This is a genomic window from Rhodococcus sp. 06-221-2 (assembly GCF_002258365.1).
GTDB lineage: Bacteria > Actinomycetota > Actinomycetes > Mycobacteriales > Mycobacteriaceae > Rhodococcoides > Rhodococcoides fascians.
The window spans coordinates 256,712-273,587 of record NZ_NOYJ01000025.1; the positions used below are offsets into that span (position 1 = coordinate 256,712).

16 protein-coding genes are annotated in these 16,876 nt (G+C 65.6%); 12 read left to right on the plus strand and 4 right to left on the minus strand.

Annotation, left to right across the window (positions count from 1 at the left end; translation table 11 throughout):
* The first annotated feature begins 11 nt into the window (after positions 1 to 11).
* From pafA to CH281_RS13830, 7 genes are all read left to right on the plus strand, one after another.
* Complete coding sequence (gene pafA, locus CH281_RS13800; protein ID WP_174557245.1) at positions 12 to 1,370, plus strand: Pup--protein ligase; 1,359 nt, start codon at positions 12 to 14, stop codon at positions 1,368 to 1,370.
* Between the two features lie 93 nt (positions 1,371 to 1,463).
* A complete protein-coding gene (locus CH281_RS13805; protein WP_027497091.1) occupies positions 1,464 to 2,456 on the plus strand; it encodes a helix-turn-helix transcriptional regulator in 993 nt (330 codons plus the stop codon).
* Positions 2,453 to 3,448, plus strand: a complete 996-nt coding sequence (locus tag CH281_RS13810) for a helix-turn-helix transcriptional regulator (protein ID WP_027497092.1) — start codon at positions 2,453 to 2,455, stop codon at positions 3,446 to 3,448. Before CH281_RS13805 ends, CH281_RS13810 begins: the two co-directional genes overlap by 4 nt.
* Before the next feature lie 85 nt (positions 3,449 to 3,533).
* Positions 3,534 to 3,800, plus strand: coding sequence for a Sec-independent protein translocase subunit TatA (gene tatA / locus CH281_RS13815; RefSeq protein ID WP_027497093.1), 267 nt, complete (start codon positions 3,534 to 3,536; stop codon positions 3,798 to 3,800).
* A 109-nt stretch (positions 3,801 to 3,909) separates the two neighbouring features.
* Positions 3,910 to 4,881 (plus strand): twin-arginine translocase subunit TatC, encoded by a 972-nt coding sequence (tatC, locus tag CH281_RS13820; RefSeq protein ID WP_027497094.1) that lies wholly within the window; start codon positions 3,910 to 3,912, stop codon positions 4,879 to 4,881.
* 27 nt (positions 4,882 to 4,908) lie between these two features.
* Complete coding sequence (locus CH281_RS13825; protein ID WP_051365148.1) at positions 4,909 to 7,683, plus strand: DEAD/DEAH box helicase; 2,775 nt, start codon at positions 4,909 to 4,911, stop codon at positions 7,681 to 7,683.
* Positions 7,684 to 7,805: 122 nt separating this feature from the next.
* Entirely contained in the window at positions 7,806 to 8,810 is a 1,005-nt protein-coding gene (locus tag CH281_RS13830; RefSeq protein ID WP_057474721.1) for a DUF4333 domain-containing protein, read from the plus strand.
* A gap of 6 nt (positions 8,811 to 8,816) precedes the next feature.
* Here the strand turns inward: CH281_RS13830 and CH281_RS13835 are convergent, their stop codons facing one another.
* Positions 8,817 to 9,794, minus strand: a complete 978-nt coding sequence (locus tag CH281_RS13835) for a 5'-3' exonuclease (RefSeq protein ID WP_027497097.1) — start codon at positions 9,792 to 9,794, stop codon at positions 8,817 to 8,819.
* A gap of 27 nt (positions 9,795 to 9,821) precedes the next feature.
* Between CH281_RS13835 and CH281_RS13840 the strand changes: the two genes are divergently transcribed.
* Together CH281_RS13840 and CH281_RS13845 are read left to right on the plus strand one after the other, a co-directional pair.
* Positions 9,822 to 10,952: a M24 family metallopeptidase gene (locus CH281_RS13840; RefSeq protein ID WP_057474722.1), complete on the plus strand. Its 1,131-nt coding sequence runs from the start codon at positions 9,822 to 9,824 to the stop codon at positions 10,950 to 10,952.
* Positions 10,949 to 11,536, plus strand: a complete 588-nt coding sequence (locus CH281_RS13845; protein ID WP_057474723.1) for a nucleotidyltransferase family protein — start codon at positions 10,949 to 10,951, stop codon at positions 11,534 to 11,536. Before CH281_RS13840 ends, CH281_RS13845 begins: the two co-directional genes overlap by 4 nt.
* On the opposite strand, the gene CH281_RS13850 is transcribed toward CH281_RS13845, so the two are convergent.
* The gene (locus CH281_RS13850) at positions 11,533 to 11,946 is read right to left on the minus strand and encodes a TIGR03618 family F420-dependent PPOX class oxidoreductase (protein ID WP_032365855.1); all 414 of its coding nucleotides are present in this window, start codon (positions 11,944 to 11,946) and stop codon (positions 11,533 to 11,535) included. The genes CH281_RS13845 and CH281_RS13850 overlap by 4 nt on opposite strands.
* A 64-nt stretch (positions 11,947 to 12,010) precedes the next feature.
* Between CH281_RS13850 and CH281_RS13855 the strand changes: the two genes are divergently transcribed.
* From CH281_RS13855 to CH281_RS13865, 3 genes are read left to right on the plus strand one after another with little or no spacing between them, the layout of a single operon-like run.
* Entirely contained in the window at positions 12,011 to 12,769 is a 759-nt protein-coding gene (locus CH281_RS13855; protein ID WP_057474724.1) for an SDR family NAD(P)-dependent oxidoreductase, read from the plus strand.
* Positions 12,742 to 14,034, plus strand: a complete 1,293-nt coding sequence (cbiE, locus tag CH281_RS13860; protein WP_241257591.1) for a precorrin-6y C5,15-methyltransferase (decarboxylating) subunit CbiE — start codon at positions 12,742 to 12,744, stop codon at positions 14,032 to 14,034. Before CH281_RS13855 ends, cbiE begins: the two co-directional genes overlap by 28 nt.
* Positions 14,031 to 14,777 carry a cobalt-precorrin-6A reductase gene (locus CH281_RS13865; RefSeq protein ID WP_094694485.1) on the plus strand — a complete coding sequence of 249 codons (747 nt, stop codon included), beginning with the start codon at positions 14,031 to 14,033 and terminating at the stop codon, positions 14,775 to 14,777. The genes cbiE and CH281_RS13865 overlap by 4 nt, the downstream gene beginning before the upstream one ends.
* Here CH281_RS13865 and CH281_RS13870 read toward each other — a convergent pair.
* Together CH281_RS13870 and CH281_RS13875 are read right to left on the minus strand one after the other, a co-directional pair.
* Positions 14,760 to 16,253 carry a precorrin-2 C(20)-methyltransferase gene (locus CH281_RS13870; RefSeq protein WP_094622162.1) on the minus strand — a complete coding sequence of 498 codons (1,494 nt, stop codon included), beginning with the start codon at positions 16,251 to 16,253 and terminating at the stop codon, positions 14,760 to 14,762. The genes CH281_RS13865 and CH281_RS13870 overlap by 18 nt on opposite strands.
* Positions 16,250 to 16,876 (minus strand): precorrin-8X methylmutase, encoded by a 627-nt coding sequence (locus CH281_RS13875; protein WP_027497104.1) that lies wholly within the window; start codon positions 16,874 to 16,876, stop codon positions 16,250 to 16,252. Before CH281_RS13875 ends, CH281_RS13870 begins: the two co-directional genes overlap by 4 nt.

Consider the following 16,876-nt stretch of genomic DNA (forward strand, 5'->3'; position numbering starts at 1 on the left):
AGTGTCGAAGTGTGCAGCGACGAATTATGGGCATCGAGACCGAGTTCGGTGTCACATGTACCTTTCACGGACACCGACGCCTGAGTCCGGACGAGGTGGCCCGCTACCTCTTCCGTCGCGTGGTCTCGTGGGGCCGCAGCTCGAATGTGTTCCTCCGCAACGGCGCTCGCCTCTATCTCGACGTCGGTTCGCATCCCGAGTACGCCACTGCCGAATGCGACAGCCTGCTGCAATTGGTCACCCATGATCGCGCAGGCGAGCGAGTACTCGAGGATTTGCTGATCGACGCCGAGCAGCGTCTCGCCGAGGAGGGCATCGGCGGAGACATATACCTGTTCAAGAACAACACCGATTCGGCGGGCAACTCCTACGGTTGCCACGAGAATTTCCTCGTCCAGCGAGCGGGCGAATTCTCGCGCATCTCGGATGTACTCCTACCGTTCCTGGTCACCCGCCAATTGATCTGTGGCGCAGGCAAGGTGCTGCAGACACCCAAGGCCGCGACGTTCTGCCTCTCGCAGCGCGCCGAGCACATCTGGGAAGGCGTGTCGTCGGCCACCACTCGTTCGCGGCCGATCATCAACACCCGCGACGAACCGCACGCCGATGCCGAGAAGTATCGCCGGCTCCACGTCATCGTCGGCGATTCCAACATGGCCGAGACCTCGACCATGCTCAAGGTGGGGACGGCCGCACTCGTACTCGAGATGATCGAGGCAGGCGTCTCGTTCCGAGACTTCGCGCTGGACAATCCGATTCGAGCCATTCGCGAGGTCAGCCACGATCTGACCGGTCGCAGGCCGGTCCGCCTCGCCGGTGGCCGCCAGGCCAGTGCACTCGAAATCCAGCGTGAGTACTACTCCCGGGCCGTCGAGCATCTCCAGACGCGGGAGCCCAATGCTCAGGTGACCCAGGTGGTGGACCTGTGGGGACGCACACTCGATGCCATCGAGTCGCAGGACTTCGCCAAGGTGGACACCGAAATCGACTGGGTCATCAAACGCAAGCTGTTCGAGCGGTATCAGGACCGCTACTCGATGGAACTTTCCGATCCCAAGATCGCTCAGCTCGATCTTGCGTACCACGACATCAAGCGTGGACGGGGAGTGTTCGACGTGCTGCAGCGCAAGGGTCTGGTCAAGCGAGTCACCGAGGACGAGCAGATCGACGAAGCGGTGAATCTGCCGCCGCAGACGACACGCGCGAAGCTGCGCGGTGAGTTCATCACCGCGGCCCAGGAAGCCGGACGCGACTTCACCGTCGACTGGGTACACCTGAAACTCAACGATCAGGCGCAGCGAACGGTGTTGTGCAAGGACCCGTTCCGTTCGGTCGACGAGCGCGTCGAGCGACTCATCGCATCGATGTAGTCCGGACGCGACTCGGCTGGAGGTCGGGTAGCGATCCAGGCAACTCGGGTCGCTACAGCTCCGGCGGGCGGTGAACAACTAGGCTCGACTGTCGTGGCCACCACCAAAGTCGAACGCCTGATGAACCTGGTCATCTGTCTGTTGTCGACGCGTCAGTTCCTGACCGCGGAGTGGATCCGCGAGAGCGTTGCCGGGTACGACGACTCGACGAGCCTCGAAGCGTTCAGCAGGATGTTCGAGCGTGACAAGAACGAACTGCGCGATCTCGGGGTGCCCCTCGAGACCGGCATCGCCACGCGGTTCGGTGGTGTCGAGGGTTATCGCATCAACCGAGATGCCTACGAGCTGCCGGACATCGATCTCACCAGCGAGGAATCGGCTGCGGTCGCGGTGGCCGTCAAATTGTGGGAATCGCCGGAACTGACGTCTGCGGCCCAGAGTGCGCTGCTGAAGCTCCGCGCCGCAGGTATTCAGGTCGACCAGAACGAGTCGGCCGCTGCCGTCACGGCCGTTCCGGCGCGAACCCGAGGGTCCGAGCCCGCACTGGGTGCCCTGCTCGCGGCGATCGACGAGGGTAAGTCGGTGCGGTTCGAGCATCGACCCTCGTTGACCGAGCCGTTCGTCACCCGAACCGTCCAGCCGTGGGGCGTTGTGACGTTCCGGGGACGGTGGTACCTCGTGGGACACGACGTGGACCGAGACGACACCCGAACCTTCCGACTGTCCCGGATCGGCGACGACGTCAAAGCCTTCGGATCACCTCAGAGTGTCCGCAAGCCCGACGGTATCGATCTTCAGGACATCGTCCGCCGCGTCGCGGGCACGTCCTCGGTATCGGGTACCGCGCGAGTGTGGCTCCAGGACGGTCGGGCGACGGAGCTGCGGAGGATGGGCACCGTGGTGGGGGAGCAGACGGTGGGCTCGCGTACCGGAACGGTCGTCGAGGTTCCGGTACGGTCCTGGGATTGGATTTCGCGGCTCATCGCCGGTCACGGTCCCGACGCGATGGTGTTGGCCCCGGCAGAGCTGCGGGCCGATGTCATCTCGACATTGCAGACTGCTGCCGAACTGGAGAACGAACGATGAGCGCGCGTCTGTCGGTGCGGTTGGCCCGCCTGCTCAACATGGTGCCCTTCTTCATGGCCAATCCGGGCTTGAGCGCCGAGGAGGCCGCTCGGGAACTGGGCGTGACCACCGCGACGCTGATGGCCGATCTCAATCAGCTCTGGATGTGCGGTCTGCCCGGGTACGGACCGGGTGACCTCATCGATCTGTCGTTCTCCGAGGAGAGCATCGACGTCACCTTCTCCGCCGGGATCGACCGGCCGCTGCGGTTGACGTCCACCGAGGCCACCGCACTGTTGGTCGCACTTCGGTCGTTGACCTCGATGCCGGGGATGGTCGATCCGTCGGCCGCTCAGCGAGCGATCGCGAAGATCGAGACCGCGGCCGGGTCGGCGGCGGCGAATGTGCCGCTCTCGTCCGACCACGACACGGCCGACGCGGAGGAGGGTCCGGTGTCGAGCACCGTACGGTCTGCGCTCCGAGCCCGGCACGCACTCGAACTCACCTACTATTCGGCGTCGCGAGACGTGCTCACCGAGCGCATCGTCGATCCGATCAGGACCGTGGTGGTCGACGACAACAGCTATCTGCAGGCATGGTGTCGCGGCGCCGAGGGCGTTCGGCTGTTCAGATTCGATCGCATCGATTCGGCCACCGAACTCGACGAACCGTCGTCTCCGCCGGAGTCGGTGCAGGACGAGGACGCGTTCGAAATATTCAACGACGACCCCTCTCTGTCCCAAGCGCGGTTACGCGTCTCACCTGCGTTCACCTGGATCCTGGACTACTACCCGATGACGCAGGTAGCCGCCGATTCGGACGGGTCCATCGAGGTGACCATGCGTTTCGCGACGCTGCAGTGGATGACCCGGCTGACCCTCGGGTTCGGCGGTGGCGTCACCGTACTGGGACCTGAATCCTTGGTGAATTCCGTCCGCGATCGTGCGCGGTCCGCCCTGAATGCCTACGCGGAGCTCGACGCCACCGACACCGATGGCGGCCTCGCAACATGAACGTGAGGTGAAGCGGTGCGCTCCGTTGCCGAGCGCACCGCCCGCCGTCGGGTACGCTCGATTCATCTGATCTCAGGAGGTTCACATGGGATTCACCAGTCCCTGGCACTGGGCCATCGTTGCGGTGGTCGTCATCATTCTGTTCGGTTCCAAGAAGCTGCCCGAGGCTGCGCGTGGACTCGGACGCTCGTTGCGCATCTTCAAGAGCGAGGTCAAGGAGATGCAGAACGACGGCAAATCCGACACCGATACCGCGACTGCACAGCAGCCGGCCGCACCCGCTCAGCTGCCATCGCCGGCACCCGTGGCGCAGACCGAGACCACACCCCAGCACGACGCGAAGTCTGCCTGAGCGACGCCGCTCAGCACACCTTCGGTGCCGCGTCGGCACCGAAGGTTCACTGCTGTCGGTGACGGCCTCGTGCCGCCTGCCGACCGAAGAAGGCTGACCGTAGAACACCATGCGCATTCCGTTCGATCCACGGCGCAGTAAGCGTCGAGTCAATCCCGACGGCACGATGTCGTTGGTCGATCACCTGTACGAGCTGCGAACCCGGCTGCTCTGGTCGCTGCTGGCCATCGCGGTGACCACTGCATTCGGATTCTTCTGGTACTCACACACGATCTTCGGCGTTGAAAGCCTCGGCGATCTGCTCCGAGGCCCGTACTGCACCCTGGACCCGAGCCTGCGTGCGGATCTGAGCAACGACGATCAGTGCCGCCTGCTCGCCACCGGCCCGTTCGACCAGTTCCTGCTGCGGTTCAAGGTGGCGTTCACCGCAGGCGTCGTGCTCGCCTGCCCCATCTGGCTGTACCAGATCTGGGCGTTCATCACTCCCGGCCTGTACGCCAACGAACGCCGTTACGCAGTCTCCTTCGTCACCGGTGCCGCTGCGCTGTTCGTGACCGGAGCGATTCTGGCGTACTTCGTCGTCGCCAAGGGCTTGCACTTTCTGCTGTCGATCGGTGACAACGTCCAGATCACGGCACTGAGCGGCGATCAGTACTTCGGTTTTCTGATCAATCTTCTGATCATCTTCGGTGTCAGCTTCGAAATACCGCTGCTGGTCGTCGGGTTGAACTTCGTCGGTGTTCTCACCTACGAACGCCTGAAGGCGTGGCGTCGCGGGTTGATCTTCGGACTGTTCGTGTTCGCGGCGATCGCAACGCCCGGACAGGATCCCTTCTCGATGCTGGCCTTGGCGTTGGCTCTGACGGTGCTCTTCGAGATGGCAGTGCAGATTGCGCGGATTCACGACAAGCGTAAGTTGCGCAAGAGAAGAGACGAATGGGGTGATGTGTCAGATGACGAAGCAACACGCATCGAAGGCGCAAGTTCTATCCAGGCCCCACACGCTGTCGCACCGACACCGCCGGTGGGCGGTATCGGCACTGCGACCCGAACACAGGCACAGTACGACGACACGATCTGATGTGAGTCCCAGCGACGGGGAGCGACCATGAGCGAGGCTGTTGTCGACACCCGGTCCAGGCCAGAACCCACGGAACTGCAACGGTTTTCCGCGGAGTTGAGTTTTCCGTTGGACCGCTTCCAAGTGGATGCGTGCACTGCATTGGAGAACGGTCACGGGGTGTTGGTCTGCGCCCCGACCGGCGCGGGCAAGACGGTGATCGGCGAGTTCGCGGTGCACCTGGCCCTCGCTGCCGGTCGCAAATGCTTCTACACCACCCCCATCAAGGCGCTCAGCAACCAGAAGTTCGCCGAGTTGACTGCGCGATACGGACGCGAGACGGTCGGTCTGTTGACCGGTGATTCGTCCATCAATCCGGATGCACCCATCGTCATCATGACGACCGAGGTGCTCCGCAACATGCTCTACGCATCCTCCGACGCACTGCGCGGGCTCTCGCACGTGGTGATGGACGAGGTGCACTACCTGGCGGATCGGTTCCGAGGTGCGGTGTGGGAAGAAGTAATCCTGCACCTGTCCGACGACGTGCGTCTGGTGAGCCTGTCCGCAACGGTCAGCAACGCCGAGGAGTTCGGCGCGTGGATGAGTACCGTTCGCGGCGACACCTCGGTCGTCGTGGACGAGAACCGTCCCGTTCCGCTCTCGCAGCACATCATGGTGGGCCGTCGGTTGTTCGATCTCTTCGACACCCGAGCACAGTCACCGGACGGCCACCAGAAGGTCGTCGTGGACCGAGACCTGGTGCGGCACGTCAAGCAGCGTCAGTCGCTGGACTCCATGGATCGGTGGCACGCACCGCACAGTCGAGGACGCGGAGGTCGAAGCGGGGGCGGCGGACGCGGCGGCCACCAGGGAGGCGGAGGTGCCAACCGTCCGCTGGCTCGTCCCGACGTGATCGCCAAGCTGGACGAGGAAGGTCTGCTCCCGGCCATCACGTTCATCTTCAGTCGTGCAGGCTGTGACGGGGCCCTGACTCAGTGCATGCGTTCGCGGCTGGTTCTGACGACGCCTGAGCAGGCCGAGGAGATCAGGTACATCGTCGAGAAGCACACCTCCGAACTCCCGCGCGAGGATCTGGAAGTGCTCGGCTTCTGGGAATGGCGAGATGCGCTCGAACGCGGGTTCGCCGCGCACCACGCCGGAATGCTGCCGGTCTTCCGCCACACCGTCGAGGAGCTGTTCGTCAAGGGATTGGTCAGAGCGGTGTTCGCCACCGAAACTCTGGCTCTCGGAATCAATATGCCTGCCCGAACCGTGGTGCTCGAAAAGCTGGTCAAGTTCAACGGTGAGACGCACGCGGAGCTGACACCGGGGGAGTACACCCAGCTGACCGGCCGGGCCGGGCGACGCGGCATCGACGTCGAGGGTCACGCGGTTGTGCTGTGGCAGCCCGGTACCGAACCGACCGAGGTGGCCGGACTCGCGTCGACGCGAACGTTTCCCCTCCGGAGCTCTTTCGCGCCCGCCTACAACATGTCGATCAATCTGATCGAACAGTTCGGGGCAGCGGATTCACGGCAGTTGCTCGAGCGGTCCTTCGCTCAGTTCCAGGCCGACCGGTCCGTCGTCGGCATGGTCCGCGGTATCGAGAAGAACATGAAGACGTTGGAGGCGCTCGGCGCAACGCTCGGTGGCCCCGACGGGGAGTACTTCGAGTACGCGCGACTGCGCGAGCGTCTGAAGGATCGAGAGAAGACCCTCGAGCGTCAGAACAGGTCCGATCGGCGGGACAAAGCCGTCGACTCGTTGCGTGCGTTGCGCCGCGGCGACGTGATCTCGGTGCCGTCCGGACGGCGCAGCGGACTGGCAGTGGTACTCGAACCGGACGACGATCGCGGCGATCCGCGGCCGCTCGTGCTGACCGAGGACAAATGGGCCGGCCGTCTGTCCGCTGCCGATTTCCCAACGCCGGCAACGCCTCTCGGCTCCATGCGATTGCCACGGTTCGTCGATCACCGCACCGCCAAGACCCGTCGGGATCTGGCGGCGGCATTGGTCACCCGCGGCATATCCCAGCCCTCCGATCGAGTGGGACGAAAGTCGACCGCCGCCGACGACAAGGAGTTGGCAACCCTGCGGCGGGCCATCCGCTCGCATCCGGTGCACAGCCGGCCGGATCGCGAGGAACTCTCTCGAACCGGCGAACGCTACAACCGGCTGGCCCGGGAGACCGAGTCGATGCGGCAGAAGGTGTCGGCCACGACGAACTCGTTGGCCCGAACGTTCGACCGCATTCTGGCTTTGCTGGCGGACCGCGGTTACGTGACCCCGGGCAAGGATCCCAAGGTGACCGACGACGGTGCGCGATTGAGCCGGATCTATTCCGAATCCGATCTTCTGGTCGCGGAATGCCTCCGCGGCGGACTGTGGCAGGGCTTGTCGGCCGCAGAGTTGGCCGCAGTGGTCTCGGCCGTGGTCTACGAGTCCCGCTCCGAGGGAGACATCACCCCACACGGCCCGACCGGACCCATCAGGCACGCGTTGACGGAGACCGTGCGGGTGTGGCACGAGCTGCGGGCCGACGAGGTTCGGCACAAACTGCCACCGACCAGAGAGCCGGACATGGGCTTCGTCAAAGCGATCTACAAGTGGGCTTCCGACCATTCGCTCGTCGACGCACTGGTCGCGGCAGGCGACAACGGCAAGGCGCTGTCCGGTGGCGACTTCGTCCGTTGGTGTCGGCAGGTCATCGACCTGCTCGACCAGGTCCGGCTCGCCGCTCCCGAACCCGAGCTGTCGCGAACCGCCGCCCGTGCCGTCGCCGCGCTGCGACAAGGAGTGGTGGCCGTCGATGCCGCGTGACAGATGCTGCGTGACGGGCGCTGCGTGACGGGCCGAAACCGGACTGCCGGGTCGGTACAGCGGACGCAGCGACAAGCGGGATACTGTACCCCCGACGGATTCGAGATTTCAGTGGAGGCGAGATGAGCGGCCCATACGGTCCGACCGACCCCGACAACAGTTGGTCACGAACGCCGGACCAGGACGGTGCCGCAAAGGACGGGCAGGAAGCTTCCACCGGCGAAGCTGCGGCGACATCCGAATCGCAGACTCCGACTCCGTCGGCGTGGGGACAGTACGCGCCGCCCACCGGCACCCCGACCACGCAGTACGGCGAACCTTCCGGAGGCGCATACGGCCAGTCTCCGCAGGGGCAAACTCCGCAGGGGCACTACCCACAGGGCGGGTATCCCCAGGGGCAATACCCCCAGGGCGCGTATCCGGCCGGGCCCTACCCGCAGCAGGGTCAGAATCCCCAGGTTCAGGGTCCGCAGGGGCAGTACCCGCAGGGCTACAACCCGCAGAATCCCACCGCACAGAACCCCACCGCACAGAACCCGACCGCGCAATACCCGGCGGGACAGCCGTACGGGGCACCGTATCCGGGGACCGGACAGCAGCCTGCCGGTGACGCCGCCTACCAAAACCCCTACGCACCACAACAATTCGGTGGCAGTGGGCAGTACGGTGCCGGCCAGTACGGTCAGCAGCCTCCCTTCGCGGGCGGGCAGAATCCGAATCAGCAGTATCCCGGTCAGCACTATCCCGGACAGCAGTATCCGGGCCAGTACCCCGGGCAGTACCCGGGCCAGCAGCCAGGTCCCGGTCGCAGTGGCGCGCAGTCCAAGAAGCCGCTGATCATCGCGGGCTCCGTCATCGCCGTCGTGGCCGTGGTCGCGGCAGTGCTGTACTTCGCGTTCGGGCGCACGACCACCCTCGATACGACGGCCGCTCAGGACGGTATTCGCACGGTGTTGACCGAGTCCTACGGTGCCACGAACGTCTCGGGGGTGTCGTGCCCGCAGAACATCGAAGTCAAGGCCGGCACCAGCGTCGATTGCACGCTGACGGTCGACGGGGCGTTCAAGAAGGTGACGTTGACGTTCCTCAACGACGACGCCGACTACGAGGTCTCACTCCCGAAATAGCCCCGGTCAATTCTGCGACGCCGTGGCCGCCATCGCCGAGACGAGGCGGTCCACGGCGTTTCTGATTCCCAGGGTCTCCGCGAGCTTGTCGAGTGCCTCGAGATCTGCCGGTTCCGCCGGAATCTCGTCCGACCTCGACAGAACGACGTCGGCATCGGTGACGACCCGCACCACCGGCAGTGCCGCATCGAGGTAGTCGCTGGCGTTGGCCAGCTTCGCCCGAATTCCCTTGGCCATGTCCGACTCCGGATCTAGTGCCGCTGCACGCAGGGCCGCGACGGACTCGTACTGCAGCATGAGTGTGGAGGCCGTCTTCTCGCCGACACCCTTGACACCCGGTAGCCCGTCCGACGCGTCACCGCGCAGAAGCGCCAATTCCGCGTAGGCCGCTCCCGCGCGGTGCAACGGGACGCCGTACCGCTCGGCCACTTCGACCGGGCCGAAGAGTTCGGCCTTGGCCAAGCCTCGACCCACGTACAGCACCCGTACCTCGTTCGGTTCGTCCGCCGCCACCTGCAACAGATCTCGGTCGCCGCTGACCACGACGACGGGATCGCGTCGTTCCTGTGCAGCCAAGGTTCCGAGCACGTCGTCGGCCTCGAGGCCGTCGGCCCCCGCGGTGGCAATTCCCAACGCCGCCAGAACGTCCATGATCATGTCCACCTGTGGCGTCAGGGTCTCGGGAACCTCTTCGCTCTCGGCCACATCCGGCGCGGCGTCGGCAACCCGGTGAGCCTTGTACGAGGGAACGAGGTCCACTCGGAACTGTGGACGCCAGTCGAGGTCGAGGCATACAGCCAATCGGCTCGGTTCGGTTCGCGTGATCAGGGCCGAGATCATGTCGAGGAAACCTCGCACGGCATTGACGGGACGGCCGTCGGGCGCCGTAATCGACTCGGGCAGAGCGTAGTAGGCCCTGAACCACAGGCTCGCGCCGTCGAGGAGCAGCAACGGCGACTTTCCGGGGGTGGTCATGGGGCTCATCTTGCCGTACGGCACTAGCCTGGAGGTATGAGTGTCGATTCTTCTCGTTTTCCCAGCGATGTCTACGCCTCCAGACTCGCGCGCGCGGCCCGCCTGACGTCGGACGCAGGCTTGGACGCCCTGCTGATCACTCCGGGCCCGGATCTGCAGTATCTGATCGGGTCCACGGCCAGCTCGTTCGAGCGTCTCATCGCGTTGGTGGTGCCGGCCGACGGCAGCACTCCCAGCATCGTCGTGCCGCGGCTCGAACTCGCCGCGCTGGGTGCCTCCGCCGCCGAGGACCTGTCACTGACGCTCGTCGATTGGGTGGACGGCGTCGATCCGTACGCGCTCGTGGCTGCGGCCGTGCCGGCCGGCAGCAAGACCGCTGTCGCCGACGTAATGCCCGCCCTGCACTTCGTGCCGCTGGCGATGATTTTCGGGACCGTGCCGGTACTGGCGACAGACGTTCTGCGCCAGCTGCGGATGATCAAGGACGACGCCGAGATCGATGCTCTGCGTCGAGCCGGTCATGCCATCGACCGGGTTCACGCCCGGATGGGCGAGTGGCTCCGAGTGGGCCGAACCGAAGCCCAGATCGCGGCAGACATCGCGACGGCGATCGTCGAGGAAGGCCATACCGCACCGGAATTCATCATCGTCGGCTCCGGTCCGCACGGTGCCGATCCGCACCACGAGGTCTCCGATCGTGTCGTCGAGGCCGGCGACGTGGTCGTCGTCGACATCGGTGGACCCGTTGCGCCGGGATACAACTCGGACTCCACTCGCACCTACAGTCTCGGCGAGCCTTCGGCCGAGGTCGCTACCCGGTACGCGGTACTGGAGCGAGCTCAGCAGGCAGCAGTCGACGCTGTGTCGCCGGGAGTCAGCGCGGAGTCCATCGACGCAGCCGCACGCGAGGTGTTGGTCGAAGCAGGTCTGGGAGAGGCGTTCCTGCACCGCACCGGACACGGTATCGGCCTGTCGGTGCACGAGGAGCCGTACATCGTGGCGGGCAACGACATCACTCTCACCGAGGGAATGGCGTTCAGCATCGAACCGGGCATCTATTTCCGTGGGCAGTGGGGTGCCAGGATCGAGGACATCGTCGTCGTGACGGCGGACGGGTGCGAATCGGTCAACCTCCGCCCCCACGGTCTCGCCGTGCTGCCGGTGTGACCGACGGCCGCCGAGCCGAGTTCGTCTCCGTCGTCAGGACGAATCCGATTGTGGCCGAGGTACTTCGGCGTGCGCCGCAGCTCGGGCTTTCGAATTGGTACCTGACGGCGGGCGGTCTGTTCCAAACCGTGTGGAATCACCTCGCCGACCGAGATCTCGGGGCCGGAATTCGCGACTACGACTTCTTCTACTTCGACGACACGGATCTGTCGTACGCCGCCGAGAACGACGTGATCGAGACCGCGGCCGACGTGTTCGCCGACCTCGGGGTCGATGTCGAAGTGCGTAATCAAGCGCGTGTACACCTGTGGTACGAGCAGCATTTCGGAGCGACGTTGGCTCCGTACCGAAGCTCCGAGGATGCCATCGACCACTTCGTGTCGACCACGTGCTGTTTCGGGATCGCCGTGGACTCCCACGGTATGGACCGCGTCTATGCCCCACACGGCTTCGACGACCTGTTCGCCGGGATCGTCCGGCCGAATCCGCGATTGCCGATGCGGCACGTCTACGAGGCGAAGGCCGCGCGGTGGACCACCGAATGGCCGAACCTGACCGTTCTACCCTGGCCGACGGACGACTAGCGTCGCAGCAGCGAGCGGCTGCCCAGTACCCGCCGCACCGCTATCTCGACGACGACGCGGGTCGGATTCTCCCGCGGCACGCGATAGCGTCGGGCATAGCGGTTCTCCGCATCGGCGACCGACTCGTGGTCGTCACGAACGGTGGCCGGACCCTCCAACGTCAGCCAGCGGGCACCGTCGATCTGGGTGACGGCGGCGTAGGCACCGCGGCCGGCGTTGATCGCCTTCTGCGACACGTTGTTGGTGATGACACGGGCGACGTGCGCGTCCGCGTCGTAGGTGAACCCGACGGCGACGACATGGGGCGTGCCGTCCGGACGCAACGTTGTCAGCGTGGCGAGGTGCCGTTCGGTGAGGAATTCGATCGCCTCGTCGGTGAGGGCAGTCGCGTCAGCGGGGGTAGCGGCCATGACTCGACTGTAGTGACGTGCCCCGACTGCCACGAGCGGGGCTCGATCGGAGAGACTGTTCGGCGTGAGCAGACGATCTGAACCCGCCTCGGGAACGTTGTTGTTGCTCGGCGGCCGAAGCGAGATCGGTCTCGAGGTCGCCACTCGGCTGGCACCGGGACGAACCGTCGTACTGGCCGCTCGGCGCAGTTCCGACCTGGCGACGCAACGGTCACGTGTGCTGCAGGCAGGCGCGACGACCGTCGATGCGGTCGAGTTTGACGCGAACGCCATGGCCACCCACGAGGAAATCCTGCGCTCCGTCGTGGAACGGCACGGGCCCATCGGGATCGTGGTGTTGGCGTTCGGGATTCTGGGGGATCAGACGCGCGCCGAGGACGACGCCGGGCATGCGCTGGAGGTGATCACGACCGACTTCCTGGCCCAGGCTTCCGTCCTCACCCACGCCGCGAAGGTACTGCGGGCGCAGAAGAGCGGCGATCTGGTGGTCTTCTCGTCCGTCGCGGGTGTCCGGGTGAGGCGGGCCAACTACGTCTACGGCTCGGCCAAAGCGGGTCTGGACGGCTTCGCCAGCGGACTGAGCGATTCCCTGCACGGCACCGGCGTCCATCTGTTGCTCGCGCGCCCAGGGTTCGTCATCGGTTCGATGACCGAGGGCATGGACCCGGCACCGATGTCCAGCACACCCGATCAGGTGGCCGCCGCGGTGGTGGCTGCGCTGCGCAGCCGGAAGTCGACGGTGTGGATCCCCGGCACTCTTCGCCCGGTGTTCTTCGCGATGCGACTGCTTCCGCAATGGCTGTGGCGCAGGATGCCGCGCTGATGGCGGAGCCCGACCCTCACCCCATCGCAGTGGTGGGAATCGGCGCAGACGGTTGGGACGGACTGTCTGCTGTCGCACGTGTCGTGGTCGAGCAGGCAGATGTCGTCTTCGGGTCGGCGAGGCAGCTTGCCGGCGTGGTGGACAGGTGCGCCGACGCTCGGGCGTGGCCCAGTCCGTTGCTACCGAGCCTGCGGCCGATGATCGACTCCTGTGACGGCCGGACCGTGTGTGTGCTGGCCAGTGGCGACCCGATGTTTCACGGTATCGGTGTGAGCCTGGCTCGCGAATTCGGCGCCGAACGTCTGAGGGTGTATCCCGCACCGTCGTCGGTCTCGCTCGCCTGTGCGCGTCTGGGCTGGTCGCTCGCGCACACCACGACGGTGTCGCTGGTGAACAGCCCGGTCGAGACCGTCCTCCCGGAACTGGGCCACGGTCGTCGACTTCTCGTACTGAGCCGAGGCAGCTCGACACCGGGTGACGTGTGTGCGCTCCTGCGTGACAACGGTTTCGGTGCCAGCACGGTGAGTGTGCTCGAACAACTCGGCGGCCCGGCCGAACGAGTCACCCGGGGGACGGCGACGGAATCGACGTTCGCCGACGCCGACCCGCTCAACGTCGTCGCGCTCGAATGCGTTCGAGATCGAGGCGCCACCAGACTCACTCGCGTTCCGGGCCTGCCCGATTCGCAGTACACCGGCGACGGTCAGATGACCAAGCAGGAAGTGCGCGCACTGACGCTGTGTGCGTTGGCGCCCGGACCCGGCGAGGTCCTGTGGGACGTCGGCGGGGGCTCGGGGACGATCGCCATCGAATGGATGCGCACCGATCCATCGTGTCGTGCAGTGACATTCGAGTCGTCTGCGGATCGTCGACACCAGATCACAACCAACGCACAACGGCTCGGGGTGCCCGGGTTGGCCGTGCTCGGCACTGCGCCCGGAGCTTTCGACGAGGTCCCCGGCAGTGCAGGCGTTCCGGACGCGGTGTTCGTCGGCGGCGGGGCGACCGAGCCGGACATGATCGAGCGGTGCTGGGCGGCCGTGCGTCCGGGTGGCCGATTGGTCGCCAATTCGGTGACCGCAGAATCGGATTCACTGCTGCTCTCGGCAGCTGCACGATACGGCGGCAGGCTGCGCCGGTTCCAGATCTACCGGGGTGAGCCGTTGGGCTCCTTCACCACCTGGCGACCACAACTGCCGGTCACCCAGTGGTGCGTGACGAAACCCTGGGGTGCGCCCGACGGGGCGGATGCGGACGAGCAGTGAAGGTCCTACTCCTGGGCGGCACGTCCGAATCCAGGCAACTCGCGGCCGCCGTGGCCGGCGTGCCCGGGATCGAGTTGATCACCTCGCTGGCCGGGCGCGTCGCCGAGCCGGCGCCGGTGTCGGGCCATACCAGGATCGGCGGTTTCGGCGGTGCCGACGCATTGGCACAGTGGATTCGAGACAACGCCGTCGACGCACTGGTCGACGCGACGCATCCGTTTGCCGCCACCATCACCGCGCATGCCGACTACGCTGCTCGGACAACCGGTGTCGCTCATCTCGTGCTGACCCGGCCACCGTGGATCGCGTCGACGGACGACCAGTGGACCACCGTGGCATCCCTACCCCAGGCGGCCGCATCGATAGAACCGGGTAGTCGGGTGTTCCTCACCATCGGCAGGCAAGGCGTTCACCATTTCGCCGGAGTCGCCGATGCGTGGTTCCTGATTCGTTCGATAGATCCACCGACCGGTGCCGTCCCCCCTCACGCCACCCTCGAGCTCGGCCGCGGGCCGTTCGACCTCGCGCACGAGTCGGCAATGCTCGCGGACAACCGAATAGACCTGCTGGTCACCAAGAACAGCGGCGGCACGATGACCCGCGCCAAGCTCGACGCGGCGCGATCGGCCTCGATTCCCGTTCTGATGATCTCGCGACCCACCGTCGACATCTCGGCATCGACGGTCGACGAGGTCGATGCCGCCGCTCGGTGGTTGATCGAACGCCTACGCGTCACTCACTGACGGGTAGCGCCGCGACGTGAACACTTTGGGACCGCTTCCGGTCTCCACCACCGTCGTCATCGAGGAGCCGATGATGAGCAGGCACCGCATGTCGATCGACTCGGGATCGAGTTCCCCGAGGGTCACGGTGCGCACCGATTCCTGCGCACTGCCTACCGCGCGCCCGATCACCACCGGCGTCGCCGGTGAACGATGTTCGAGCAGAACATCTTTCATGGCCGCGACCTGCCAGGTGCGAGTCTTGGACGCCGGGTTGTAGATCGCGATCGCCATGTCGGCTTCGGCCACTGCCGAGAGCCGTCGGGCCACCACGTCCCAGGGCTTGAGTCGATCGGAAAGGGAGATGACGGCGTAGTCGTGTCCGAGCGGCGCGCCGACGCGGCTGGCAACAGCATTGGCTGCCGTCATTCCCGGGACCACCCGTACCGGTACCGAATTCCACTGCTGTTCTGCTGCAACCTCGATGACCGCTGTCGCCATCGCGAACACGCCCGGATCACCCGAGGACACCACAGCGACGCGGCGACCCTGTTTGGCGAGGTCGAGGGCGAATGCCGCGCGCTCGGATTCGACCTTGTTGTCGCTCGCATGCCGAATCTGGCCGGGTCGCTGAGGAACTCGATCGATGTAGGTGATGTATCCGACCAGATCGGTCGCTGCTGCGAGTTCGGCTCGCACTTCGTCCGTCGTCCACACGTCGTCGCCCGGACCGAGACCGACCACGACCACTTCGCCCGTACTGGTGGGAAGTTCGGTTCGATTCGACGGACTCGGCACGACGATCATCGAGAAGTACGGCACGTTGTCCGCGTCGGCGGCATCGAGGACGCGTTGCTCGGCTGTACTGGCCCGCTCGACGTACCGCGCTTCGTCGAGCCTGCCGGATCGTTCCAGTGCATCGAGCACGGTCGGATAGGTTCGACCGAGTTTCATGATGACCGCGGCGTCGGTGCCGCGGAGTCGGCGAGTGAGTTCGTTCACCGGCAAGGTGCCGGGGAGGACGGTGAACACCTCGTCGCGCTCCACCAGTGGAGTCGCCAGCGCGGCCGATGCAGCACTCACCGAGGTCACGCCGGGAACCACCTCGACCTCGAACCGGTGTGCCAGGCGTTTGTGCATGTGCATGTACGAGCTGTAGAACAGCGGATCGCCCTCGGCCAGAAGCACAACCGATCGGCCGGCGTCGAGATGAGCGGCGAGCCGTGCGGCAGCGGACTCGTAGAACTCGTCGATGGCACCCTGGTACCCACCGGGATGAGCCGTCGCCTCGGTGGTCACCGGATACACCAGGTGTTCTTCGATCTGCCCGTCGCGCATGTAACCGGCCGCGAGGGCACGCGAGATGCTGCGACCGTGCCGAGCACTGTGGAACGCGACGACATCGGCCTCGCCGATCACGCGAGCGGCCTTGACGGTCAACAACTCCGGGTCGCCCGGGCCGACGCCCACTCCCCACAACTTTCCGCTGGAGCTCATTCTTGTTCGCTCGCAATGGCATTTACCGCGGCGACGGTGATGGGGCTGCCACCGCGTCTGCCCCGGACGACCAGATATTCCACGCCGAGGTCGGCGGCTATCAGATCTTCCTTCGACTCCGCCGCGCCGATGAATCCGACCGGGCCGCCGACGATGGCTGCGGGCTTCGGAGCTCCGGCCGCGAGCATTTCCATCAGGTGGAACAGGGCGGTCGGCGCGTTTCCGATCGCGACGACGGCACCGCCCAGCTTGTCACCCCACAACTCCAGCGCGGCAGCGGTTCTCGTGGTGCCCATACTCCGAGCCAAATCCGGCACCCGAGGATCGGACAGGGTGCACAGCACCTCGTTGTCGGCCGGCAGACGGCGACGAGTGATACCGGCGGCAACCATGTTGGCGTCGCACAACACGGGTGCCCCTGCGCGCAGGGCAGTTCGGGCGGACTCCACCACGTCGGGCGTGAAGCCGATCGTCTCGGTCAGGTCGATCTCACCGACAGCGTGAATCATGCGCACGACGACCTGGGCGACGTCCGGGGTGAACCGAGACAGATCCGCTTCGGCGCGGATGGTTGCGAAAGACTGGCGGTAGATCTCCGCGCCGTCACGGATGTAGTCGTGCAT

Coding starts and splice junctions, on each gene's coding strand:
- CH281_RS13810 (WP_027497092.1), top strand. CDS start 2,453: ATGAGCGCGCGTCTGTCGGTGCGGTTGGCCCGCCTGCTCAACATGGTG.
- tatA (WP_027497093.1), top strand. CDS start 3,534: ATGGGATTCACCAGTCCCTGGCACTGGGCCATCGTTGCGGTGGTCGTC.
- tatC (WP_027497094.1), top strand. CDS start 3,910: ATGCGCATTCCGTTCGATCCACGGCGCAGTAAGCGTCGAGTCAATCCC.
- CH281_RS13825 (WP_051365148.1), top strand. CDS start 4,909: ATGAGCGAGGCTGTTGTCGACACCCGGTCCAGGCCAGAACCCACGGAA.
- CH281_RS13830 (WP_057474721.1), top strand. CDS start 7,806: ATGAGCGGCCCATACGGTCCGACCGACCCCGACAACAGTTGGTCACGA.
- CH281_RS13835 (WP_027497097.1), bottom strand. CDS start 9,794: ATGAGCCCCATGACCACCCCCGGAAAGTCGCCGTTGCTGCTCCTCGAC.
- CH281_RS13840 (WP_057474722.1), top strand. CDS start 9,822: ATGAGTGTCGATTCTTCTCGTTTTCCCAGCGATGTCTACGCCTCCAGA.
- CH281_RS13850 (WP_032365855.1), bottom strand. CDS start 11,946: ATGGCCGCTACCCCCGCTGACGCGACTGCCCTCACCGACGAGGCGATC.
- cbiE (WP_241257591.1), top strand. CDS start 12,742: ATGGCTGTGGCGCAGGATGCCGCGCTGATGGCGGAGCCCGACCCTCAC.
- CH281_RS13870 (WP_094622162.1), bottom strand. CDS start 16,253: ATGAGCTCCAGCGGAAAGTTGTGGGGAGTGGGCGTCGGCCCGGGCGAC.
- CH281_RS13875 (WP_027497104.1), bottom strand. CDS start 16,876: ATGCACGACTACATCCGTGACGGCGCGGAGATCTACCGCCAGTCTTTC.